24 protein-coding genes and 1 pseudogene are annotated in these 24624 nt (G+C 40.7%); 12 read left to right on the top strand and 13 right to left on the bottom strand.

The window, feature by feature from the left end:
• From ATS71_RS16715 to ATS71_RS16730, 4 genes are read right to left on the bottom strand one after another with little or no spacing between them, the layout of a single operon-like run.
• Positions 1-447 carry a DUF4426 domain-containing protein gene (locus tag ATS71_RS16715; protein WP_058405824.1) on the bottom strand — a complete coding sequence of 149 codons (447 nt, stop codon included), beginning with the start codon at positions 445-447 and terminating at the stop codon, positions 1-3.
• 60 nt (positions 448-507) lie between these two features.
• Positions 508-1041 carry a YggT family protein gene (locus ATS71_RS16720; RefSeq protein WP_058405825.1) on the bottom strand — a complete coding sequence of 178 codons (534 nt, stop codon included), beginning with the start codon at positions 1039-1041 and terminating at the stop codon, positions 508-510.
• A gap of 26 nt (positions 1042-1067) precedes the next feature.
• Positions 1068-1889, bottom strand: a complete 822-nt coding sequence (gene proC / locus ATS71_RS16725) for a pyrroline-5-carboxylate reductase (protein ID WP_058405826.1) — start codon at positions 1887-1889, stop codon at positions 1068-1070.
• A 17-nt stretch (positions 1890-1906) separates the two neighbouring features.
• Complete coding sequence (locus ATS71_RS16730) at positions 1907-2620, bottom strand: YggS family pyridoxal phosphate-dependent enzyme (protein ID WP_058405827.1); 714 nt, start codon at positions 2618-2620, stop codon at positions 1907-1909.
• A 2-nt stretch (positions 2621-2622) separates the two neighbouring features.
• Here ATS71_RS16730 and ATS71_RS16735 point away from each other — a divergent pair.
• Together ATS71_RS16735 and ATS71_RS16740 are read left to right on the top strand one after the other, a co-directional pair.
• Positions 2623-3663, top strand: a pseudogene (locus ATS71_RS16735) (type IV pilus twitching motility protein PilT).
• Positions 3664-3672: 9 nt separating this feature from the next.
• Positions 3673-4803 (top strand): PilT/PilU family type 4a pilus ATPase, encoded by a 1131-nt coding sequence (locus ATS71_RS16740; protein ID WP_010556578.1) that lies wholly within the window; start codon positions 3673-3675, stop codon positions 4801-4803.
• A 67-nt stretch (positions 4804-4870) separates the two neighbouring features.
• Here ATS71_RS16740 and ruvX read toward each other — a convergent pair whose 3' ends face one another.
• The 6 genes from ruvX to ATS71_RS16770 form a co-directional block, all read right to left on the bottom strand.
• A complete protein-coding gene (gene ruvX / locus ATS71_RS16745; RefSeq protein ID WP_058405828.1) occupies positions 4871-5320 on the bottom strand; it encodes a Holliday junction resolvase RuvX in 450 nt (149 codons plus the stop codon).
• A gap of 128 nt (positions 5321-5448) precedes the next feature.
• On the bottom strand, positions 5449-6006 hold the full coding sequence (locus ATS71_RS16750; RefSeq protein WP_058405829.1) for a YqgE/AlgH family protein: 558 nt from the start codon (positions 6004-6006) through the stop codon (positions 5449-5451).
• A gap of 124 nt (positions 6007-6130) precedes the next feature.
• A complete protein-coding gene (gshB, locus tag ATS71_RS16755; RefSeq protein WP_058405830.1) occupies positions 6131-7081 on the bottom strand; it encodes a glutathione synthase in 951 nt (316 codons plus the stop codon).
• A 76-nt stretch (positions 7082-7157) separates the two neighbouring features.
• Entirely contained in the window at positions 7158-7892 is a 735-nt protein-coding gene (gene rsmE / locus ATS71_RS16760) for a 16S rRNA (uracil(1498)-N(3))-methyltransferase (RefSeq protein WP_058405831.1), read from the bottom strand.
• A gap of 74 nt (positions 7893-7966) precedes the next feature.
• Entirely contained in the window at positions 7967-8443 is a 477-nt protein-coding gene (locus tag ATS71_RS16765) for a hypothetical protein (RefSeq protein WP_058405832.1), read from the bottom strand.
• A 73-nt stretch (positions 8444-8516) separates the two neighbouring features.
• A complete protein-coding gene (locus tag ATS71_RS16770) occupies positions 8517-9410 on the bottom strand; it encodes a DUF350 domain-containing protein (RefSeq protein ID WP_058405833.1) in 894 nt (297 codons plus the stop codon).
• 77 nt (positions 9411-9487) lie between these two features.
• On the opposite strand from ATS71_RS16770, the gene glnE reads away from it, so the two are divergent.
• On the top strand, positions 9488-12280 hold the full coding sequence (glnE, locus tag ATS71_RS16775; protein ID WP_058405834.1) for a bifunctional [glutamate--ammonia ligase]-adenylyl-L-tyrosine phosphorylase/[glutamate--ammonia-ligase] adenylyltransferase: 2793 nt from the start codon (positions 9488-9490) through the stop codon (positions 12278-12280).
• Between the two features lie 102 nt (positions 12281-12382).
• Here the strand turns inward: glnE and ATS71_RS16780 are convergent, their stop codons facing one another.
• The 3 genes from ATS71_RS16780 to tolC all read right to left on the bottom strand — a co-directional run bounded on the left by ATS71_RS16780 (position 12383) and on the right by tolC (position 15380).
• On the bottom strand, positions 12383-12955 hold the full coding sequence (locus ATS71_RS16780) for a toxin co-regulated pilus biosynthesis Q family protein (protein ID WP_058405835.1): 573 nt from the start codon (positions 12953-12955) through the stop codon (positions 12383-12385).
• 44 nt (positions 12956-12999) lie between these two features.
• Entirely contained in the window at positions 13000-13926 is a 927-nt protein-coding gene (gene lpxL, locus ATS71_RS16785) for an LpxL/LpxP family Kdo(2)-lipid IV(A) lauroyl/palmitoleoyl acyltransferase (protein WP_058405836.1), read from the bottom strand.
• Positions 13927-14024: 98 nt separating this feature from the next.
• Positions 14025-15380 carry an outer membrane channel protein TolC gene (tolC, locus tag ATS71_RS16790; protein ID WP_058405837.1) on the bottom strand — a complete coding sequence of 452 codons (1356 nt, stop codon included), beginning with the start codon at positions 15378-15380 and terminating at the stop codon, positions 14025-14027.
• A 151-nt stretch (positions 15381-15531) separates the two neighbouring features.
• On the opposite strand from tolC, the gene ATS71_RS16795 reads away from it, so the two are divergent.
• From ATS71_RS16795 to rraB, 9 genes are all read left to right on the top strand, one after another.
• Positions 15532-16170 carry an NUDIX domain-containing protein gene (locus tag ATS71_RS16795; protein ID WP_058405838.1) on the top strand — a complete coding sequence of 213 codons (639 nt, stop codon included), beginning with the start codon at positions 15532-15534 and terminating at the stop codon, positions 16168-16170.
• Between the two features lie 33 nt (positions 16171-16203).
• Positions 16204-16662 carry a DUF1249 domain-containing protein gene (locus ATS71_RS16800; RefSeq protein ID WP_058405839.1) on the top strand — a complete coding sequence of 153 codons (459 nt, stop codon included), beginning with the start codon at positions 16204-16206 and terminating at the stop codon, positions 16660-16662.
• Positions 16649-17434: a metallophosphoesterase gene (locus ATS71_RS16805; protein WP_058405840.1), complete on the top strand. Its 786-nt coding sequence runs from the start codon at positions 16649-16651 to the stop codon at positions 17432-17434. The genes ATS71_RS16800 and ATS71_RS16805 overlap by 14 nt, the downstream gene beginning before the upstream one ends.
• On the top strand, positions 17419-17979 hold the full coding sequence (locus tag ATS71_RS16810) for a YqiA/YcfP family alpha/beta fold hydrolase (protein WP_058405841.1): 561 nt from the start codon (positions 17419-17421) through the stop codon (positions 17977-17979). Before ATS71_RS16805 ends, ATS71_RS16810 begins: the two co-directional genes overlap by 16 nt.
• 42 nt (positions 17980-18021) lie before the next feature.
• Positions 18022-19911, top strand: a complete 1890-nt coding sequence (gene parE / locus ATS71_RS16815) for a DNA topoisomerase IV subunit B (RefSeq protein ID WP_058405842.1) — start codon at positions 18022-18024, stop codon at positions 19909-19911.
• Between the two features lie 29 nt (positions 19912-19940).
• Positions 19941-21035, top strand: coding sequence for a PQQ-dependent sugar dehydrogenase (locus ATS71_RS16820; RefSeq protein WP_058405843.1), 1095 nt, complete (start codon positions 19941-19943; stop codon positions 21033-21035).
• 10 nt (positions 21036-21045) lie between these two features.
• The gene (gene parC / locus ATS71_RS16825) at positions 21046-23343 is read left to right on the top strand and encodes a DNA topoisomerase IV subunit A (RefSeq protein ID WP_058405844.1); all 2298 of its coding nucleotides are present in this window, start codon (positions 21046-21048) and stop codon (positions 23341-23343) included.
• Positions 23344-23568: 225 nt separating this feature from the next.
• The gene (locus ATS71_RS16830; protein WP_058405845.1) at positions 23569-24282 is read left to right on the top strand and encodes a 1-acylglycerol-3-phosphate O-acyltransferase; all 714 of its coding nucleotides are present in this window, start codon (positions 23569-23571) and stop codon (positions 24280-24282) included.
• Positions 24282-24617 carry a ribonuclease E inhibitor RraB gene (gene rraB / locus ATS71_RS16835; RefSeq protein WP_006793171.1) on the top strand — a complete coding sequence of 112 codons (336 nt, stop codon included), beginning with the start codon at positions 24282-24284 and terminating at the stop codon, positions 24615-24617. Before ATS71_RS16830 ends, rraB begins: the two co-directional genes overlap by 1 nt.
• Positions 24618-24624: the final 7 nt, after the last annotated feature.

Genomic DNA, 24624 nt, shown 5'->3' on the forward strand with positions numbered 1-24624 from the left:
TTATTTATCTACGTAAAATTTTTGCTGAAATTGCAATGTTTGAAATTGATTATTTTGCTGTATTTCAATTTCAAAGCGCAGTATTTCTTCGTTTGTAAAGTCGACTTGGGCAAGATAATAAACTGACTCACCTTCAATTACTTCTTTAAAGTTTAGCGTTTGTTTATTACCAAGTAGGTTTCTAGCTGTGCCAGATAACGTTGCCTTTTGAGCTGTGTTCTCTGGATTGTTTTTTAACACAGAAATATTAACAATCCCTTTATAGCCACTGCGTTCAAGCCCATATGCTTTGGCGATTTGTGGCTGAATAAAGGTTGATGGAAAGGCAATGTAATGTACTTGCCACGGACCTAATTCTTTATATTGCCCGCCCAATGTTTGTTCGCTGTGTGCGTTAAACGCGAGTGTTAAACAAGCAATAAAACAAAATTTAATTAACCGATTCATTGTTCACTCCAAAAAATATAAAAAAGAGGCCATAAGGCCTCTTTTGCTAAAAACAGAAACTTAGGCTAAAAAGTCCATCAACAGCATTTGTAAAAATTGAATACCAATAATTAATACAAGTACTGATAAATCTAAGCCGCCCATTGGTGGAATAATTTTACGAAGTGGCTTAAGCATTGGCTCAGTAAGTTGATGGAAAACCGCTTCAATAGGGTTATAACCTTGGCTTACCCAGCTTAAAATTGCGCGGATAATTAATACCCAAAATACCAAGTTTAAGCCTTCTTTTAATACGGTAATTAGGGCTTGAATAAACACCGGTTGCGCAGCCCATGCGCCGTAAATTACCAACATTAAAGTACTAATTTTGGCAATAGCTACAATAAATGCCAGCAATAGTGAGGCTAAATCAAGCCCCCCTAACCCGGGTATAATTTTACGCAAAGGGTTAACTGCAAACGACGTTGCTTTAACCACAAATTGGCTCATTGGGTTGTAAAAGTCGGCTTTTGCCCACTGTAGCCAAAAACGCAGCAGTACCACCATCAAAAACAAATCAAACAGGGTACTGATTAAAAATTGCATGGCATTCATAGTGTAACCTTCAATAAAAAGTAGTTTTAAAGTTCTTTTTCCATTTGCATCGCTCGAGCAATGCACGCATCCATGGCATCGCCAACGGTTTTAGTTAAGCCTTCGTCTTTTAAGTGCTCAACTGCGGCATGTGTAGTACCGCCTTTAGATGTTACGTTTGCGCGTAGCTGAGAAATACTAATTTCTGGTTGGCTTAACGCCATTTCGGCAGCGCCAAGTGCTGTTTGTTGTACTAAGCGACGGGCATCTTCATCGTTAAAGCCCAGCGCTTTAGCTTTTTCTTCAATGGCTTCCATAAATAAGAAAAAGTAAGCTGGTGATGAACCTGTTACTGCGATGATGTCGTTAATCTTTGCTTCTTGGTCAACCCACACCACAATACCAGTGCACTCGAATACTTGCTGAACAAATTCATGTTCTTGGTGCGTTTCGCCAGCACCAAATAAGCCAGACACGCCACGCCCTAATAAAGACGGTGTATTAGGCATGCAACGTACAATTTTTACATCTTGCCCTAACATTTCGCGCAAACGGCTTACTGTTAAACCAGCAGCTACTGAGATAAATAGTTTATCACTGAAGTCGATGCCCGATTCTTGAAACGATTTACATAAGTCGCCCATCATTTGCGGCTTAACAGACAAAACAATTACATCAGCATCGCGTAGGGCTTCGTTATTGTCACTGGTGGTTTGCACCTTGAAATCGGCTGCTACCTTTGCAAGCTTTTCTTGGTTGCGGTTAGTCGCAATGATGTTATTTGCGTCAAAGCCGTTTTTTACCATGCCACCAATAATAGCGTAGCTCATGTTACCTGTGCCTATAAATGCGATTTTTTTATCTGACATAAATCTGTTTTTACCTTTTAAGTTCGTGTTCCAAAAATGTCGGTTCCAATCCTCACCATAGTTGAGCCTGCACTAATTGCGGTTTCAACGTCATTACTCATACCCATAGATAGAGTGTCTAACTGTGGATATTGGGCCTTTAGTTTATCAAAGCAAGTTTGTAATTGCTCAAAATATTGAATTTGCGTACTTGGGTCGTCACTTTTTGCGGGAATAGCCATCAAACCACGCAACATTAGCAGGTCACATTGGCTAATAAATTCAGCAAGACTGGCTATGTCATCGGGATGACAACCTGATTTAGCCTCCTCGGCGCTAATATTTACTTGAATAAGTACATTCAGAGGTTGTTTAGTGGTTGGACGCTGAGCATTAAGCCGCTTGGCTATTTTGATTCGATCAACGCTTTGCACCCAATCAAAATTTTCTGCTACTAAAGCACTTTTATTTGATTGAATAGGGCCAATGAAATGCCAAATGATATCGCTATATGAGTGCAGTTGAGCTATTTTATCTACAGCCTCTTGAACATAAGACTCACCAAACTGGCGTTGGCCATGATTATAGGCAGCAACAATATCGTCGCTAGGTTTGGTTTTAGACACCGCCAGCAAGGTTATTTCATCTTTGCTTCTGTGTGTATTTTTTGCTGCGTTTGCAATTCTTGCATAGGCGCAAGTGAGTCGTTCTGCTATTGTAACCATATAATTATCAGCCAGTTGTGGAGTCATAAATGGATATTACCGAATTATTAGCGTTTAGTGTGCAACACAATGCATCCGATTTACATTTATCGTCGGGTGTTTCACCTATGATACGCGTAGATGGTGATGTTCGCCGCATTAATATACCAGCCCTTGCAGATAAAGACGTAAACAGTTTAGTTTACGATATTATGAACGATACTCAGCGCAAAGACTACGAGCAAAACCTTGAAGTGGATTTTTCGTTTGAAGTTCCCAATCTTGCGCGTTTTCGTGTTAATGCCTTTAATTCAAACCGCGGCCCTGCGGCAGTATTTCGTACTATACCCAGTGAAGTATTAACACTTGATGATTTAGGCGCGCCAGATATTTTTAAAACAATATCTGACAACCCACGCGGATTAGTGCTTGTTACTGGGCCAACGGGTTCGGGTAAATCAACAACACTTGCGGCTATGGTTGATTACATAAATCAAAATAAACATCACCATATTTTAACGATTGAAGATCCAATTGAATTTGTTCACGATAACAAGTTAAGTCTAGTCAACCAACGTGAAGTACATCGCGATACGCACAGTTTTTCAAACGCATTACGCAGTGCTCTGCGTGAAGACCCCGATGTTATATTAGTGGGTGAGCTTCGTGATTTAGAAACTATTCGTTTAGCAATGACCGCTGCGGAAACTGGTCACTTAGTGTTTGGTACGTTGCATACAACTTCAGCACCTAAAACTATTGACCGTATTATTGATGTATTCCCTGGTGAAGAAAAGGCAATGGTACGCTCTATGTTGTCAGAGTCATTGTGAGCGGTTATTTCGCAAACACTCCTTAAAAAAATTGGTGGCGGGCGAGTGGCAGCCCATGAAATTATGATAGGTGTACCTGCCATACGTAACTTAATTCGTGAAGACAAAATTGCACAAATGTACTCGTCTATTCAAACTGGCGCCTCAATTGGAATGCAAACAATGGATCAATGTTTAACAAATTTAGTTAACCGAGGCATTGTTACCAACACCGCAGCGCAAGCTAAAGCGCAAGACAAAACACAATTTGGTGGTTAAGGAATTATCATGACTTTATCTTTAAACCGTTACTTAATCACTATGATTGAGAAAAAAGGCTCTGATTTATTTGTATCTAGCCGTTTACCTGTGAGTGCAAAAATAAACGGTGAATTAATTCCTTTAGGCGACGACAAACTCACTGACGAAGAGTCTCTACAGTTGGTTGAGTCTGCGATGAGCGAAAAACAAAAAGCAGAGTTTCATGCTACCAAAGAATGTAACTTTGCTATTGCAACGGATGAAGGGCGCTTTCGTATTTCAGCGTTTTGGCAGCGCGATAGAGCGGGTATGGTTATTCGCCGAATTGTGACACAGATCCCCGATGTCAGTGATTTGGGCCTACCCTCTACACTCACCGACGTCATTATGGCAAAGCGTGGGTTAGTTTTGTTTGTTGGTGGAACAGGAACCGGTAAGTCGACCTCATTAGCCGCCTTAATTGGATACAGAAACCGAAATCAACGGGGCCATATTTTAACAATCGAAGATCCTATTGAGTTTGTTCATGAGCACCGTAAAAGTATCATTACCCAGCGTGAAGTAGGCCTTGATACAGATAGTTTTGAGTCAGCGCTTAAAAGCTCATTACGTCAAGCTCCTGATGTTATTTTAATTGGTGAAATACGTTCGCAAGAAACCATGGAATACGCATTAAGTTTTGCTGAAACGGGTCACTTATGCGTGGCTACACTGCATGCCAACAATGCTAACCAAGCAATCGACCGTATTATGCATTTGGTGCCAAAAGAAAAACACGACAAGCTAAAATACGATTTAGCACTTAACTTACGCGCCATTGTAGCGCAACAATTAATCCCCACCTCTGATGGTGACGGCCGCGTTGCTGCCATAGAAATATTGCTTAACTCACCGATGGTGGCTGAGCTGATTAAAAACGGCGATATTGGCGGCATTAAAGAGGCTATGGCTAAATCTAATGACATGGGCATGCAAACCTTTGACCAAGCCCTTTTTGAATTATACAGGCAGCAACGTATTAACTATGCAGACGCATTGCATCATGCTGACTCACCAAATGATTTACGCTTGATGATTAAGCTGCGCAATAACGAACAACAAGGTGCAGGGTTTTTACAAGGTGTTACCATCGATGGAATGGGAGATGACGATAACTAATTTGTTAAATACTAAAAACGCGACTTTTAAGTCGCGTTTTTAGTATTTAACAACCCTAATTGCAGTGTTACTCGCCGTAAAATGATTCAAAAAAACTTTCTAAAATAATTACCGCAGACATATTATCTACATTTCCTTTACCCAGATTTTTATAACCACCTTGCTCAAATAAACGGGCTTTTGCATCTGCGGTTGTTAGGCGTTCATCTTGTGTTTGCACAGGAATGCCATAGTGATTATGTAATCTATTAGCGAACTTTTTAGCTTTAAATGTCACCTCTTGTGAAGTGCCATCCATGTTTAGCGGTAAGCCGACCACCATTAAATCTGGCTGCCATTCGTCTACTTGCACTGCGATATGATCCCAGTTTGGAATACCGTCTTGTGCTTTAACTGCTTTGAGACTTGATGCGCTGCCAGTGAGTTCTTGCCCCACGGCAATACCGATACTTTTGGTGCCAAAATCAAACCCCATTACTGTGCGTTCGCCTTGTGGCTTAAATGTTCTTTTTGTCATTGATAATGCTTTACTTAGGCTGATTTTCAAGCCGTTATGTTAAAGGTTTACATAAAAAAATTCACTTGTAATAGCGTATCTATTTTCAAGTGAATTTATATTATGAACTTAATTTAGAGAGGGTATATTTACGCATGCCCTGCTTCAGGGCTGAGTTGGCTTATATCAAAGCCAAGCATCGAAACGGCTTTTTCCCATCGCTTTTCAGCGGGCGTGTTAAAAATAATAGCCGGGTCAGCTTCTATTATAAGCCAACTGTTATCAAGCAGTTCTTGTTCTAATTGACCCTGTTCCCAACCTGCATACCCTAAGGTGATAATAAACTGCTCGGGGGCATGCGACGTCGTTAAGCTTGCAAGCACATCTTTAGAGGTTGTGATCATAATGTCACTGCTTAGTTTTTGACTTGAGGTATACCCGAGTTTTGGGGAGTGAAGAACAAATCCTCTGTCAGTTTTAACTGGGCCACCGGCAAATACTGCCACTTTTGCAGCTTGCTGGGTTTTGTCGTTGTCTATTTCTATTTTATCTAAAAGCTCACCAACGGTAACATCAATAGGTTGGTTGATTACCAACCCCATAGCCCCATCTTCATTGTGCTCACAAATATAGGTAACGGCACGTTTAAAAAAAGGGTCTTGCATCGACGGCATTGCGATTAAAAAATGATTTTCTAATGATTGCATAGATTTCACCCTTTTAGTTTATGAATACTATTTGAACTTTGAGTATGGCATAGATATATACATAGCGTATAAAAAGTCCATTAATGGCATGAAATACTTATATTAATGGACTTTCTTGTGGTGTTTATTTAGCGAGCTTGCGTTTAATTGCGTCAAATAAAATACCGGTAATAGATATATCATAAGCGGCTTCAATTTCACGTACGCAAGTGGGGGCCGTTACGTTAATTTCGGTGAGCTTGTCGCCTATAATATCTAATCCTACAAACACTAACCCTTTTTCTTTAAGTGTAGGTGCAACCGCTTGTGCAATTTTTAGATCTGATTCGCTAAGTGGACGCGCTTCACCACGACCGCCTGCAGCAAGGTTTCCACGCGTTTCACCATTTTGTGGAATACGCGCTAAACAGTATGGAATTACCTCGCCATCAACAACCAATACGCGTTTATCGCCTTGTGTGATCTCTGGCACATAATTTTGCACCATCGCAAAGCGGCTGCCATGCTCGGTTAGGGTTTCGCAAATAACACCTATGTTTGCATCATCATCTTTAACACGGAAAATTGAAGCGCCGCCCATACCATCTAGTGGCTTTAAAATAATGTCTTTGTGCTGTGCTAAAAATTCACGAATTTGTTTTTGGCTGCGCGTAACTAAGGTATCTGGCGTGTGTTCGCTAAACCATGCAGTAAATAGCTTTTCGTTAGCATCACGTAAGCTTTGTGGTTTATTGATAATTAACGTGCCTTCATCTTCAGCGCGTTCTAAAAGGTACGTTGCGTAAATGTACTCCGTGTCAAACGGTGGATCTTTACGCATTAAAATTACGTCAAGATCGGCAAGGGCAATGGTGGTTTTTTCTTCCAGCTCGTACCATTTTTCTTGGTTGTTGAATACACGCGCTTTTGCTGCGGTGGCGTACGACTTACCTTTACGAAGTGATAAATCATCCATCTCCATATAGTAAATTTCGTAGCCACGCGCTTGCGCCTGCATCATCATTGCAAAGCCGGTGTCTTTTTTAATGTTAAACCCACTAATAGGATCTGAAATAATACCTAATTTAATTGCCATGCGCTGTGCCTTAATCTATGTGTAATTGCTACTAGAGTTTACTAATAGCTTTGATATGAGGGTGTTTTTAGCTATTTCAATTAGCTAAATCGCCAAATTGCAGCTGTAATGCACTTAAGACCGTTAAAGCGGCGGTTTCAGTTCGCAAAACACGTGGGCCTAAACGAATATCAACAAATTCTTGCCGTTTGGTTTGCGCCATTTCTTCGTCAGTAAAGCCGCCTTCTGGGCCAACTAAAAAACGAACGCCATCTTTGGGTACCGTAATGGTTTTAATACTGTGCTCTGCGCGAGGATGAAGCGTGAGTTTTATTGCGTTGGTTGATTGCTCAAGCCATTGCTTTATGTCTATTGGAGGGTGCACAATCGGCACATAATTACGCCCCGATTGTTCGGCTGCTGCAATCGCTATTTTTTGCCATTGTTGATGCTTTTTATCAAGGCGGTCGCCAATGAGTTTTACACCACAGCGCTGACTAAAAATAGGGGTGATTTCAGTGATACCTAGCTCAACTGACTTTTGAATTGTAAAATCCATTTTGTCACCACGCGATACACATTGACCTAAATGAATTTTTAATGGTGATTCAACATCGTGAGGATTAAATTGCTGCGGCATAACCACCACATTTTTTTTACTTACTTCAATAATTTCACTGAGGTATTCACCGCCTTCACCGTTAAAAATAGACACATGCTCGCCTACTTTCATACGAAGTACTCTGCCTATGTGGCCAGCTGCATCGTCATCGAGTGACACGGGAGTGTTAAGTGTAATAGAAGACGCTTGGTAAATATGAGGAACTCGCATGTGCTTTCACTTATAAGTTGGCGATAAAGTTATATATCGCTATGGTAAGTAAGCTGCGAGCTAGGTGCAATTATTTATTGTTTATTAAGTAATTCTGTTAACTCAATTATATCAACAGAGGTATCGGCTATGTCGGTATGACAAGATAAGTGATTTGAAAAACCTTCGTCTGTTACAGGGCTAAAGGCAAAACCGCTTTCATCTTGAGTGACTAAAAAACGTTTGTCATGCAATGAGTTATAAATAAATCGTTGTTTTTCATCAGCCAGTAAATAATCTGTTTGATTAAACAATACGCCCTGTATATCGTGATGCTCATGCAAGTAGCTGGCAAGTTCCGAAACGCTAATTTCGTTTTCAAAATCGCAATAGCAGTAGTCTTTAATGAGTTCATCAAACATCATTTTAACTAACTGGCGGGTGTTGGCCCCTGCAATTACTAGGGTGCTAGGGGCACCTCGCTTTGCACTATCAAAATAGTGACCAGCAAACGCTCTGCTAAACTCGTTATCTATATCAATTAATAGATAGTTAGTAACTTCAAATGGCATAATGTCCCAGTGCAATTAAGCAAAGTGTTATGTAAGCAGGTTTAGTGTAAGCCCAAGCGAAACATTTTTAATGTTAAATAGAAAACATGCTAATTAGTAAATAGCCTATCGCACAAAAAACGGCAAATTCAATACACGCTATACCTATGTTGTCTTGGTGATCAACTTCAAGTGCAGCATCAATATTAGGTAGCGATATTTTTTTTACAACAAATGTTAATGCATATAAGAGTATCCACATTACACCGCAATGCATTACCAGTGTAAACAGGTTTTCAACCATTTTACCGTTTTGAAACGTTGCACTTGATAAACCCGCATAGGACGCAAGTGCTAAACCAATTGATTTACCAGCATATCGAATACCAATTGAGGTGTTTTCTAAATTAAAATTACTTTGTAAAGACGCACCTTGATTGGCTTTTGCAAAGCGATGTTCACGAATTTTACTATCAAGTGCAAACATTCCTTGCAGTAAAAAAAAGCTAACTAACGCGATTAATAAGTTACTAAAACCTTGAGTGTGGGTCCATGTATAAATACCGAGTGTCATAATAAAGTTAGCTATTAACATGCCTGAATCAACCAATGCGGCGCATACATTTTGTTTTAAAATAGCGGCTTCTTCATTAAAGCGATGCAATATCCATTTTCGGTGAATTAAGTGTCCCACTTTTATAAATGAAAATAACAGTACAATTAATACAGCCACTTTAAGTGGATTGGACTGTGCGGTGTTGACACTTATTTCATCAAACAAAAAGGCAATGGTTGCAATAACAACCGAAATCTCTGATGCAAAGTTGATCCCCATAGCAAAGTTATCATGCTGGGCTAATTCATCTTTAAGCGCTTGTTTTAATTTAATTTGAGTTATTATTCTTAATAAAAAAATAGTTAAGCAAATAACAGCAAAACTAATAGTAATCGCAACAAAACTAGTGTTAGATAAAGATAAATATGACATGGTTATCCTAATTAGAGTTAACCTTTAAGGTTTTAATCATTCTAGTACGGTTACTGATGATATAAAAGAGAGGATTGATGAGTAACGTAATACAACTTCCTATTCAATTACAAAAACTTGGCCTGCAGCGTTATGAACAGCTTTACCCGCAGCACACGATAGAAAATGAAGTTGTAAGGTTATTAGCGTTAAGCGACTTTGCTTGGCGCTGTATTCAGTCGCAGCCGGATTTAAAAAGCGGGTTACTATGCGAAGCAGAAATTAAAAGCAGAGACATACCTTCTCCCTTTGAAAACTTAACATTGTCAGATATAAACGAAGCACAATGTCATCAGATACTTCGTAAATATCGTGAAAAATACTGGCTAAAAGTCGCTTTTCTAGATTTATGTTGTAACAACCCGATTGCAGATAGCATTGAATATATTAGCCTACTTGCAGATAAATTAATCCAAAGCGCTAACGAATGGGCGCACGCGCAAGTAGCCGCACTCAATGGTGAGCCTTTAGATGAGCAAGGACACGCTTTGCCTTTAATGGTGCTTGGTATGGGCAAGTTAGGCGGTAAAGAACTTAACTATTCTTCCGATATCGACCTTATTTTTGCATACCCTCGCAGTGTTAAAACTCAAGGCGGCCGAAAAAGTATCGAGGCGCAGGTGTTTTACACAAAAGTAGCCCAAAAGCTAATAGCTGCACTTAATCAAACCACAGGGGATGGACAGGTATTTAGGGTCGATATGCGCCTTAGACCGTTTGGTGAAAGTGGCCCGCTGGTCATGAGCTTTAACGCCATTGAAGATTATTACCAAGAGCAAGGGCGTGATTGGGAGCGTTATGCCATGCTCAAAAGCCGTTTAATTGGTACGCCTAATCATTACTGGGATGAATTTAATCAATTACTTAAACCTTTTGTATACCGGCGCTATATTGATTTTTCGGTGATTGAATCGCTTCGTAAAATGAAACTTATGATTGCGCAAGAAGTCCGCCGTAAACGTTTAACCAATAATATAAAATTGGGGGCTGGCGGGATTCGAGAAGTTGAATTTATTGTTCAAGCACTGCAAATGGTGCGCGGTGGGCGAGAGGCTAATTTACAAACGCAATCGTTACTCAATGCGTTAAACCAATTAGCGTTAAACCAAGTTATTGATGATAGCGAAGCAAAAGAGTTAAAAAGTAATTATCTTTATTTACGAAAAGTAGAGCAATACCTGCAAATATTTGACGATCAACAAACGCAAACTCTGCCAGATGATGACATAAACCAGCAGCGGTTAAATTACTTATTAGCAAAGCCAGACTTTGCTGCCTTAGTAAACGACATAGAGCGGGTAATGGGGCAGGTGCATAATGAGTTTATACAGGTAATAGGGGAAGAGACCGAGCCGCTAGATACCAATGAAGGCGCCTTTATAAGTGCGTGGGATCATGGCGATGTTAGTTTTTTAAATGAGCCTAAAGACGAATGGCAAGCTCCTTTACAAGACTTTAAGCTTCGTTTGTCTAAAGTCAAAGTAGGAAATAGAGGGCGTGAAATACTCGACAAACTCATGCCTGCCATGCTTAAACAGCTGAGCGACTTTAATGCCAGTGCAAGCGTATTTAGTACTGTGTGCCAAATTCTTAATAAAATTATTTCCCGCACGGCTTACTTAGAGTTGCTCTATGAAAACCCAGGCACGTTAAAGCAGTTGGTTTCTTTATGCTGCCACAGTAAGTGGATTGGCGAACATATTTCTCGCTATCCTATTTTACTTGATGAGTTAATTGACCCTGCCGTGCTTTATAAGCCAACACCATTAAGCGCCTATAAAGACGAGATTCGTCAGTATTTTTTACGAATAGAACACGACGATTTAGAGCTACAAATGGAGTCGTTGAGGCAATTTAAGCAAACTCATCAATTACGTATTGCCGCAGCAGATGCAACCGGTGTTCTTGATGTAATGAAAGTAAGCGATCACTTAACTGCATTGGCAGAAGCTATAGTTGAGCAGGCGGTAAATATTGCATGGCACAACACAGTAAAGCGCTTTGGTATGCCGCCCAATACCGACCACGAACATAAAGGGTTTGCTGTTATTGCCTATGGTAAAACGGGTGGTTTTGAAGTGGGCTACGATTCAGATTTAGATCTTGTGTTTGTGCATAATCACGATGGTTCGAGTCAAACCAGTGGCGATAAAGCAATTGATTCACGCCAGTTTTATTTAAAGCTTGCCCAACGTTTAATGCACTTATTTAATACGCGAACGGCATCGGGTATTTTATATGAGTTAGACACGCGTCTTCGCCCTGAAGGTGCCTCGGGGTTACTTGCTATTAATTTAGAGAGTTTTAATCACTATCAACAAACACAAGCGTGGACATGGGAGCATCAAGCGCTGGTTCGTGCACGTATTATTTTAGGTCAAGATGAGTTAGCAGAGCGCTTTTCACTAATTCGTAAAAATATACTTTGTCAGTCGCGTGAAACGGCTATGTTAAAAGATGATGTCATTAAAATGCGAGAAAAAATGCGCGGTCACCTTGCTAAAGGCAACAGCCAGCAATTTGATTTAAAGCAAGATGCGGGTGGCATGGCCGACATTGAATTTATTACGCAATACCTTGTTCTTAAAAATGCACATGATAACGAGCAGCTAAGTGTATTTTCTGACAATGTAAGAATACTGACTGATGCTGCTAAAATAGGGAGTATTACAAAAGAGCAAAAGCAGCAGTTAATTAAAGCGTATATTGACTACCGTTCGTGCTACCACGTATTAAGCTTAAATCAGCAAGGAAAGCTAGTTGAACGCGAACAGTTTTTACAAGATATAACGAATGTAACTGCAATTTGGAAAGCAGTTTTTGAACTGTAGTGATATGGATTTTTTAATCATATTCATTCGCTTTGTAAGCAAATAAGATTTAGTGATGTGCTGATATAAAAAATCACGCAAAAGCGTGATTTTTTATACAACTCAAATATTGAGTTTTAAACAATTAGCGCGCACATATTCAGAGGGTAATTCAGTAATAACAGCCGCTCTTTGCTTATTACAAAAGTAGGTATAGACCTCGTGTTCAAAGTCATCATTTATAGCTCTGCCCACTTGGTATAGGGCTGAGGTGAAATTACTGTCGACCCTAAAATGATCTTTAACGACATAGTCTTTACTTAAGTACCAATAAAGCTCAATACCTTCACTTTTAGCGTACTCAATTAAAACATCTTTTAATGTTGAACCGTTTTCGAAGCGTCTAGGCTCCACACTCCCTGTCCAACTTGCAGGCATGGGGGTAACAGTGCGGGTGCGTTCAGCTAAAACTCTATCGACAGTTTGATCTGGCTTCTTTAAACTCAATACGTATTGATCGCGCTCTTTGTTGCTTTTAACTTGATTTCGAATAGAGGCGTAAAAACGGGATAATCCTTCGGCAGCAGCATTTTTAGATTCTTTTAAATCTAATGTAGGCACATTTCCCATTAAAAAATAGGCCGCAAGCGCTATTAATATTACCGCAAATGACAAATATCTAATCCAAAACCACATTACAACGACCACCCTTATTTATTCTTATTATTGTTATACCATTACTACTTGTAAAATGAAGGAGTATTTTTATCAGGTCGTGTTTTAAAGCGGCGGTGAAGCCACATATATTGCTCTGGCGCTGCATTAATTGAGAGCTCCATGCGTTGGTTTACGCGTGTAACATCGGCTTTGTCATCACCGCTTGGGAAGTTTTCAAGCTCTGGGATAATTTCTAAATGGTACTTTCCATTTTCGTCTCGGCGGGTAATTAAGCTCATTGTTTCGCAATTTTTACTGCCAGCAAACATCAGCGTACCGGTCGTGGTGGCGGTATCTTGTACAGCATAAAAAGGCACAAATTCGCAGCGGTTACGGCCGTAGTCTTGATCGGGTAAGTAGTAACACACCTTTTTATTTTTTAATGCTTTTAGTAAGCCTTTTACGTCTTTTTTACCGACCAAATATTCATTGGAGCGAAGGCGACCATTAGTCGTAAAGTATTCCATTAACGGGTTATTGTGCGGCCGATAAAAACCAATACCCATACAGCCTAATCCCATTAATCGGCCTGCCATTTCAAGGTGTAAAACATGGGGTACTAATAATAAAACCCCTTTGCCAGAGCGCTGCACTCGCTCAAAGTGTTCAAGCCCTTTTAAAGACCCTAACGCTTTTTGTGCACGCCACTTTGGCCACCACCATGCCATTCCGGTTTCAACCATCGCAATGCCGGTGTTTTCCATATTTTTTAGCACTAATGCTTTTTGATCTTCGTCACTCATTTCAGGAAAGCAACGTTTAATATTTACTTCGGCGATGTGTCGGCGGCGTTTCATGTATTTATGAACTAAACGGCCAAGTAGTTTGCCCAAGGCTAATTGAAGTTTTTGCGGAAGCCAAGAAATTAGGTATAAGAAAAAAACGCCAATCCACGTCAGCCAGTATCGAGGGCCTAAAAAAGATGCTTTAAAAGGAGATGAGGTGACCACAAAAATTGCTCTAAAATTAAAAACGCTAGTTTAACGCTAAGCGCTGCAAAATACAAAAAGCCAGCATGTAGCTGGCTTTGTATGTGTTTTGTGACTGTTTAGGCTGCTTTTAAACCCTGATTTATAGCTGCTAGGTCTTTGCTTGTTAGTGTACCCGCCGCTTGCTTTAAACGCAGAGTAGACAGCACATAACGATAACGTACATCAGCAAGGTTACGCTTAGCATTGTATAGATTTCGTGTGCTTACAAGTACATCAACAATTGTACGTGTGCCTACTTCAAAGCCTGCCTCTGTTGCTTTTAAAGCACTTTGGGCAGATACAACAGCTTGCTCTAGCGCTTTATAGGTTGCTATGTCAGACACTACTTGATTGTAAGACGTAATAACCGTGCGGGTAATTGCGCGGTAATTGGCTTCGTAATCTTGGCTAGCAGCAACGTAAAATGCACGTGCTTGATCGGTAGCTGCAACTGTTGCACCCCCAGAGTATAGAGGGAGACTAAAGTTAAGCCCTACTGAGGCAGAATCTGCACGAGGTGTTCTAGTTAGGCTTGTACCGTCTATATCTGTATCTGTTAAAGAGTCGCCATAACTTGCGCTTAGGGTTAGCTTTGGATAGTGACCCGCTCTTGCCAGTTTAATTTGATCTTGCGCTATATCTACGGTTACTTTAGCAACTTGCAAGCTAATATTTTTATCTTTAGCCATATTTAAAAAATCGCTAGAGTCTCGAGCTGGCTTAGTTGTAGAAAATGTCTCTGTGTTTAAAAAGTCTAACTTTGCGTGGTATTTACCCGTAATTTCACGCAGTTGCTCACGTGCTGTTTCCACTGAGTTATTAGCAATAATTTCTTGTGCAACTGAATTATCGAACTGTGCCTGTGCTTCGTGTACATCGGTAATAGCCGTTAAACCAACAGCATAGCGTTGTTTAGTTTGTTCAAGCTGGCGCTCGATGGCGCGTTTTTCCGTTTTAATAAATTCAAGGTTATCAATCGCACTTAAAACATTAAAGTAGCCTTCAGCAACACGAACAATTAAATTTTGCTTAGCTGAATCGTATTGAGCATTTGCTTGCAAGGCTTGTTTGTCTGCAATGTCTAATGAGTTCCATGCGCCTAAATCAAACAAAGTTTGGCTTAAGCTAAGGCCACGTGTGAACTGATCGGAGTCGCTTTCGACTTTAACTTGGTTTGATAAATCCGTCACACTTTGAAAAGAGGTTGAGTCACTTTTTGTGTAACCCATTGTTAAACCAATTTGCGGCAATAATGCAGCCATTGCAGTGTCTGCTTGGTAAGATTGTGCGTCTGCTTGGGCTTTTGCTTTTAAAACGGTAGGATCGTTGGCCGTTGCAATTTCAAAAACTTGTAGTAAATCTTCAGCGTTTGCTGCTGTTGTGCCTAATGCGCATGATAAACTAACTAGCGCCGCAAGAATGTTCTTTTTCATGTGTTGTTCGGTCCTTAGACAATTTTTATACTAAAACCATGGTAACCTGTTTTACGTAATAACTAAAAATAAAAAGAGTAAAACAGTGCGTCGAAATGTAACAGAATATATTAACGTACTTCAAAGTTTTTAATAAGTAGAGGATGCTTACGTGCCAGATAAAAAACTTGTTCAGTTTACGCATAAAGATGTCAGTGTAAAGCCGGTTAAAAATTTGTATAAAGGCTTTTTTCAGGTTGATTTGTATCAGTTTGAACACGCCTTGTTTGCGGGTGGTAAATCAAAACTTATTAGTCGCGAGATTTTAGAGCGTGGAGACGCCATTGCCGTGCTGCCTTACGATCCGGTGTCAGATACTGTGCTTTTAATAGAACAAATACGTATAGGGGCTATTAAAAGCAAGCATTCTCCCTGGCTACTAGAATGTATTGCTGGCATGACTGATGGCAGTGACGATTACGAATCGGTAGTAAAAAAAGAGGCGTATGAAGAGGCTGGGCTTAATTTAACAGAACTTGAATTTATGCTTTCGTATCTTTCAAGCCCCGGTGGTACAACAGAGCGACTACATTTGTATCTTGCTCGAGCCGATTTAAGTGAGGTTGAATCTGGTGTGTATGGCCTTGAAACCGAGGGTGAAGATATAAAAACTCACGTACTTAGCGTTGATGATGCACTCGCTCGCCTCAATAACGGTGAAATGGATAATGCCGCAACGGTTATTTGTATGCAGTGGCTTGCGCTTAACCACGAAAAAATGAAACACAAGTGGACAGACTCTTCTTCATAGCCGCAAATGGGCTAACAGTATAATGGTGGTATTTTGACAGTACAATTAGCAACAAATCGATATATCCAAAGCCTCCCAAAGTATTTAACGCTTTGTGAGCACAATTACTTACGACTTTTAAAATTATTACCGCCTGAGCGAACGGTTGGCAACAGCCGAGAAGTAAAGCTGGGCAGCAGTGAGTTTGCGACTAAAGTTGATGGTAGTGCAAAATACACCATGGATATTTCGATTAAGCAGCTAAGCGGCATGCTAAAAGGGATTGCACCGCTTTATTTAACGGTTAGGTTGTATCACGATGCTAAAGTGGCTGAAATTATTCATCACGATTATCATCAGCGCATTAAGCCTTCTTATGGTTATCCTAATCCCAAAATGCATCAAAAAGATGAAAAGTACCAACTTAATGCATTTTTATACGACTGGCTTGTCGCCTGTGTAGAGCATGGACAAGCAACATTAAATTGGGATGTAAACAATGGCTTGGTTTGATGACCCTTATCGCATTGATAAATCGTCGCTACGCATAGCACACATTACCGATTGCCATTTATTCTCTGATAAAACGGGTGAGTACTTTGGCGTAAATACCGCACATTATTTTGCACATGCGCTGGCTCATATGGTTAAGCAATCCCTTGATTTTGTAATATTTGGCGGCGACCTCACGCAAGATCACAGTGCAGAGTCCTATTTTTTGTTTAGTGAGCTTATTGAGCAAAGCGATTTAACGTGCCCTGTTTTTTGGGTGCCGGGTAATCACGATGACATCATGTTACTCAACAGAATGAGTGGTGGGCAAATAAATCGCGCTAAACATATAGTCGCAAATGGCGTTGAGTTATTACTTATTAATTCAAAAGGGCCAACCCCTGCAGGGTGGGTGAGTGGGGCACATTTGGACGAAATGACTGAGCGCCTTATCGCATCTTCTAGCCCCAAAATAATATTTTGCCACCATAATCCACTCCCCATTAATGGCTACTTAGACAAACACATGCTGGAAAACGGACCACAATTACTTAATATATTAGTTAATAGCGAAAACGTTTTTGGTTTGTTTCACGGCCATGTTCACAATGAATACATGCAAACATTTAGAACGCTCCCCATCTACGCGACTCCTGCCAGCTCGGTACAGTTTAAAAAACACAGTCCTGATTGGATACAACAAGACATAGGGCCAGCATACAGGCTGATATGTATAAGCACGAAAAAAGATAATATAAGCACAGATATGGAAGTAGTATGGCTAAACGGGTAATCTATATTCATGGTTTTAATAGCTCAGATAAATCATATAAAGCTGTGCGCTTTGGCGAGCTTATGGCACACTATGACGTTGACTATTTTGTACCGTGCCTAAACCATGAGCCCATACAAGCCATCATAGCGCTTGAGCAATTACTTACACCTAATACTGTTTTATTAGGAAGCTCATTAGGTGGATTTTTTGCCACGTATTTATCGCAGCGTTATCAAATTCCTGCAGTGGTTATAAATCCCGCGGTTGCGCCATATAGTTTATTAAAGCCGTTGCTTGGTTTAAATTATAATCCGTATCAAGATTATCATTATGAATTGAATAACAGCCACATAGCGGCTTTAAAAGCATTGGCTGTAGATGACTTAAAACACCCTGAATTGCTGTATTTATTACAGCAAACAGGCGATGAAGTATTAAATTTTCAGCACGCAGTAAATTATTATTCGCAATGTAAACAAAGGGTCGAGTTTGGTGGCGATCATAGCTACCTTGGTTTTGAACAAACCTTTGCAAGTATTGTAGATTTTCTTAAAATCACGTAAAACTAGTTAAGCATAGCCTTAGCGCATATAAAGATAAAAACTATGAGTGATCAAAATTATAACGCCGAAGCCATTGAGGTACTCAATGGATTAGATCCGGTAAAAAGACGCCCAGGGATGTACACTGATACTGTACGTCCAAACCATTTAGGCCAAGAGGTTATCGATAACAGTGTCGATGAAGCTATGGCGGGTCATGCAACTAAAATTGACGTAATTCTACACGAAGACAATTCGCTTGAAGTCAGTGATGACGGCCGTGGTATGCCAATCGATATTCACCCAGAAGAAGGTATTCCTGGGATAGAGCTTATTTTTACTAAGCTGCATGCCGGTGGTAAATTCTCAAACAAAAACTACCAGTTTTCAGGTGGTTTACACGGGGTAGGTATTTCGGTTGTAAATGCATTATCTACACGTGTAGAAGTAACCGTTCGCCGCGATGCACAGCAATATAGAATGGCGTTTGAAAACGGCGATAAAGTTGAGGATCTAAACGTTATAGGCACTGTCGGTAAACGCAACACCGGGACTACCGTGCGCTTTTGGGCCGATGCCAGCTATTTTGACTCTGCTAATTACTCCATAGCCAAGCTTAATCATTTATTGAAAGCCAAAGCGGTACTTTGCCCAGGTTTGCGTATCAAATTTGTTAATAAACAAACAAAAGAAACCCAAGAGTGGTTTTACGAAACCGGCTTAAAAGATTATTTAATTGAAGCGGTTAAAGGTTTTGAAACGCTGCCACAAGACCCATTTGTTGGTGAGTTTAAAAGCGCTATTGAAGGCGTAGATTGGGCCGTAGTATGGCTGCCAGAGGGCGGTGAATCTATCGCTGAAAGCTACGTAAACTTAATCCCCACTGCGCAAGGCGGCACGCATGTTAATGGTTTACGCCAAGGCTTACTTGAAGCCATGCGAGAGTTTTGCGAATTTAGAAACTTATTACCTCGTGGTGTAAAGCTTACCCCAGACGATATATGGGAGCGCTGTAGTTATGTGCTTTCGGTTAAAATGCAAGACCCTCAGTTTGCAGGCCAAACAAAAGAAAAACTATCTTCACGCACCTGTGCGGCGCTTGTTTCGGGCGTTGTAAAAGATGCATTTAGCCTTTGGTTAAATGAACACACAGATACAGCAGAGTTGTTAGCTGAACTGTGTATATCTAATGCACAAAGTCGTTTAAAAGCCGCTAAAAAAGTAGTGCGTAAACGCGTTACAGCAGGCCCTGCATTACCGGGTAAACTTACCGACTGTAGTGCAGCCGATAACGACCGCACCGAACTATTTTTAGTAGAGGGTGACTCTGCTGGTGGCTCGGCAAAACAAGCCCGTGACCGTGAATTTCAGGCAATTATGCCTTTGCGTGGTAAAATTTTAAATACGTGGGAGGTAGAGTCTGGGCAAATACTAGCATCACAAGAGGTGCATGATATTTCGGTTGCTTTAGGTATCGACCCCGACTCAGCCGACATGAGTGGGCTACGCTATAATAAAATTTGTATTTTGGCTGATGCAGACTCTGATGGTCTTCATATTGCCACTTTGCTGTGCGCCTTGTTTGTTCGTCACTTTCCGCAGTTAGTAAAAACGGGTCATGTATACGTAGCAATGCCGCCATTATTTAGAATCGATATTGGTAAAGAGGTATATTACGCTCTTGATGAAGAGGAAAAAACAAGCATCTTAGCGCGCATTGAGGCAGAGAAAAAACGCGGTAAAGTTAACGTACAGCGATTTAAAGGATTGGGTGAAATGAACCCACTGCAGCTTCGCGAAACCACCATGGATCCAAATACCCGACGCTTAGTTCAATTAACACTGGATGAAGAAGCACAAACTATGGAAATGATGGATATGTTGCTTGCTAAAAAACGTTCACCAGACAGACGCCAATGGCTCGAAGATCATGGTAATAAGGCGCAAGTATAATTACTGGTGTTTGTCATTAGGAGATATAAATGAATAAATTACTAGCAAGTGTATTGTTGCTGTTTATAACAAGTGCCCCTGTTATGGCTAAAAATATACTCGATAAGCTCACTGTAGCACCTGGTTTTGAACTTAGCTTATTTGCAGATGACGTTGAAAATGCGCGTCAAATTGCGGTATCTAAAAAAGGTCTTGTTTATGCGGGCTCTCGTAAAGCGGGCAATGTGTATGCATTAATAGATCATAATAGTGATGGTGTAGCAGACAAAAAAATTGTGGTAGCGAGTGGCTTAAACATGCCATCAGGGCTCGCAATTAAAGAGGGGGATTTATACGTTGCTGAGGTGCACCGTATAATTCGATTTAAAAATATTGATACCCAATTAAAAGATCCAAAATTTGATGTGATTTACAGTGCACTTCCATCAGAGCGCCACCATGGCTGGAAGTTTTTACGCTTTACACCCACAGGGGAATTACTCATTCCGGTTGGTGTGCCCTGTAACATTTGTGCTGAAGATGAGCGCTTCGGTCGTATTTTCTCACTTAATGTAGAAACCAAACAAATTAAAACTGTAGCGCAAGGTGTTCGCAATTCGGTTGGGTTTGATTTTCATCCAAGTACTCAGGCTTTGTGGTTTAGTGATAATGGCCGCGACATGATGGGCGATGATATTCCACCAGATGAAATAAACCGCGTTAGCACTGAAGGTGAGCATTTTGGTTTTCCTTATATTCACGCCGGTGCAATTGTTGATCCTGAATTTGGTGAAGGTAAAAATATTGCTGATTACACTTCTCCTGCGCTGTCACTCCCTGCCCATGTTGCCCCATTAGGTATTCATTTTTACAATGCAAAACAATTTCCAGCAAGCTATAAAGAGCAATTGTTTGTTGCCGAGCACGGGTCGTGGAATCGTAGTAAAAAAGCAGGCTACAAAGTCGCTGTAGCAAACATAGAGCAAGGCCGTGTGACTAAATACACACCGTTTATTACCGGCTTTATGAAAGACGAAACAACATTTGGACGCCCAGTTGCATTTGCAGAGTTAGGTGACGGCAGTCTGTTAGTAAGTGACGATTACGCCAATGTAATCTACCGCGTAAGCTATAAGAAAAACTAGGTAAGCTTTAATGAGTGATACAGATACCTTGCTGATGCAAGGAATAGAGCAACAAACAATGGGGCGCTTTACTGAAGACGCCTATTTAAACTATTCCATGTACGTGATCATGGATCGTGCTTTACCCCATGTGGGTGATGGCTTAAAACCCGTGCAGCGTCGTATTATTTACGCGATGAGCGAATTAGGTTTATCGGCCGCTGCTAAATATAAAAAGTCAGCCCGTACCGTGGGTGACGTACTCGGTAAATATCACCCGCATGGAGATAGTGCCTGTTACGAAGCGATGGTACTTATGGCGCAACCGTTTTCGTATCGGTATCCACTTGTTGACGGCCAAGGAAACTGGGGCGCTGCTGATGATCCTAAATCATTTGCTGCAATGCGTTATACAGAAGCGCGTTTATCTAAATTTTCAGAAGTACTACTAAAAGAGCTTGGCCAAGGCACTGTTGATTGGACGCCAAATTTTGATGGCACAATGGATGAACCCTTAGTATTACCTTCGCGCTTACCGCATATTTTACTTAACGGCATTACCGGTATTGCTGTTGGTATGGCGACTGATATTCCGCCGCATAACGTGCGAGAAGTTGCCAGTGCATGTTGTTTATTACTCGATAAACCAAAAACAGAACTTGATGAATTATTAGAGCTAGTACACGCACCTGACTACCCAACCGATGCAGAAATAATTACCCCAAAAGCCGACATTCATAAAATATATAAAACCGGTCGAGGCTCGATTAAAATGCGTGCGGTGTATACCGAAGAGCAAGGCGATATAGTGATCACCGCGCTTCCGCATCAGTGTTCAGGCGGTAAAGTACTTGAGCAAATAGCAGCGCAAATGAACGCGAAAAAACTGCCTATGATTGCTGATTTACGTGACGAGTCAGATCACGAAAATCCAACACGTATAGTGATTATACCGCGCTCTAATCGTATTAAAGCTGAGCCATTAATGGCTCACCTGTTTGCGACCACCGATTTAGAGAAAAACTACCGTGTTAACTTAAACATGCTCGGGCTAGATGGCCGCCCGCAAGTCAAAGACCTGCGTAGTATTTTAAGTGAATGGCTCATGTTTAGGCGCGAAACTGTTCGTCGTCGTTTGCAGTATCGTTTAGATAAAGTACTCGCACGCTTACATATTTTAGAAGGCTTATTAGCAGCGTTCTTAAATATTGATGAAGTGATTGAGATTATCCGTAGTGAAGATAAGCCAAAGCCTATTTTAATGCAGCGCTTTGATTTAACCGATATACAAGCAGAAGCTATTTTAGAGTTAAAACTTCGCCATTTAGCTAAACTAGAAGAGTTTAAAATTCGTGGCGAGCAAGATGAGCTTGCCAAAGAGCGTGATAAGTTAGAACTAACACTTGGTTCAGATCGTCGTATGTCAACGCTGCTTAAAAAAGAAATTCAAGAAGCTGCAGAAATGTATGGCGACGATCGCCGTTCACCAGTTATTGAACGTAGCGAAGCTAAAGCCCTTAACGAAAAAGATTTAATTCCATCGGAATCAGTGACTGTTGTTCTTTCAGACAAAGGGTGGGCACGTGTCGGTAAAGGCCATGACTTGGATGCAGAAGGCTTAAGTTATCGTTCGGGTGATGCCTATAGGGCTTCTGCTCGTGGCAAGAGTAACCAGCCTGCTGTGTTTTTAGACTCCGCTGGGCGCGCGTTTGCTACTGACGCACATAGTTTACCGTCGGCACGTAGCCAAGGCGAGCCTATGACGGGGCGCTTTAACTTAACATCAGGTGCTAACTTTGAGCATGTTGTTATGGCTGAAGATAACCAAGTGTTACTTATGGCGTCAGATGCCGGTTATGGTTTTATCACTGATTTTAAAGATCTTGTGAGTAAAAATAAAAACGGTAAAGCGTTAGTGAGTGTACCTAAAGGCGGTATTTTATTACAGCCAATAAGGGTGAGCGATGTAGCTAGCGATTACTGTATGGCTATTTCTAATGAAGGGCGGATGCTTTTATTTCCACTGCGCGATTTACCTAAACTAGGTAAGGGTAAGGGTAATAAAATTATTTCTATTCCTGGTGCAAAGGTACAGGCTCGTGAAGAATTTGTGAAGGTACTGGCTGTTGTTCCGCTTGGAAGTAGCGTTACATTACATGCCGGCAAACGCAAGCTAACCCTTAAACCAACAGATTTAGAGCATTACCATGGAGAACGAGGTCGTCGAGGTAATAAATTACCGCGAGGCTTGCAACGTGTTGATGAAGCCGTTGTTGAGTTAACACCTCAAGATGAAGAGCCTGTTGAAAGTGCAACAGATGAATCATAAACGTTGAGTTAAAGTATTACGGCCTGCAATTGCAGGCCGTTTTTGTTTATAGAACTCTATTTTTATCATCTTATTGTTTTGTGTTAGGCAATTAATTTTAGTATCGACTCTATTTCAGCGTACAGTTGTTCGCTATTGTCTCGTCTGTGTCACAAAATAACGCTATAATAGTGTCATAGTGCGTAATGACACGCGCACCGCACACAATTGATTTGGAGAACGAGTTTGTTAGCTGTAATACGTGTTTTTATTATGTTTATGTTTATATTATTGAGTTGTATTTTTGGTTTATTGCTTTCATTAGTTAGGCCCTTTCACCCAAATAATGTTCATATAATTGCAGGTTGGTTTGGTTCTATGGCCAAAATGATCGGTGTTAAATTAGTGCTTACACGCCATAAAGATGCTGAAAATATTGGCCCTGCAGTGTACGTTGCTAATCATCAAAATAGCTATGATTTATTTACAGTACCAGCAATGGTACCAAAAAACTGTGTAAGCCTTGGTAAAAAGAGCTTAAAGTGGATCCCATTTTTTGGCCTGCTTTATTGGCTGTCAGGTAATATTTTAATAGATAGAGCAAATCGTTCAAAAGCGGCTGGTACTATTTCAAAAGCAGCTGAAAAAATAAAGAAAAATGGTTTATCGGTTTGGGTTTTTGCTGAAGGTACTCGCAGCTATGGACGCGGTTTATTGCCTTTTAAAACAGGTGCTTTTCATACCGCTATGAGCGCCGATGTGCCAGTGGTTCCCGTATGTATGAATACAACGCATAAAAGCATTAAGCTAAATCGCTGGGATAATGGTACAATTTATATAGAAATGTTAGCGCCTATATCACTTGATAAAAGTATAAGTGCGCGAGAGCACGCTCAAAACGTACATACTGTTATGGCTGCTAAAATAAACGAATTAGATGCTCAAGTGAGAGAGAAATAATGGAAAACTGGCGCGAAATAAGTGAAGACATCGTAAGTTCATTACTTGAAGATGGATCAGATCCTGAAATACTTTATGAAGTAGAACACCACTTTGTGTGTGAAGACTTCCCTAAGCTAGAGCAAGCTGCATTGGCTGCATTTAAACTAGGCTACGATGTTGAAGAGCCAGCAGAGCTTGAGCTTGAAGATGGCAGCAAAATTTGGAGCTTCGACATAGTAGTAGAAGCTGAGCTAGACGTAGACGTCATTATGGAAGACGTTGATAAACTAGCGGCGCTTGCTGTTGAATGCGACGTTGAATACGACGGTTGGGGCACTTACTTTCAAGAGTAATTAATAG

Source organism: Pseudoalteromonas sp. H71, assembly GCF_001468485.1.
GTDB lineage: Bacteria > Pseudomonadota > Gammaproteobacteria > Enterobacterales > Alteromonadaceae > Pseudoalteromonas.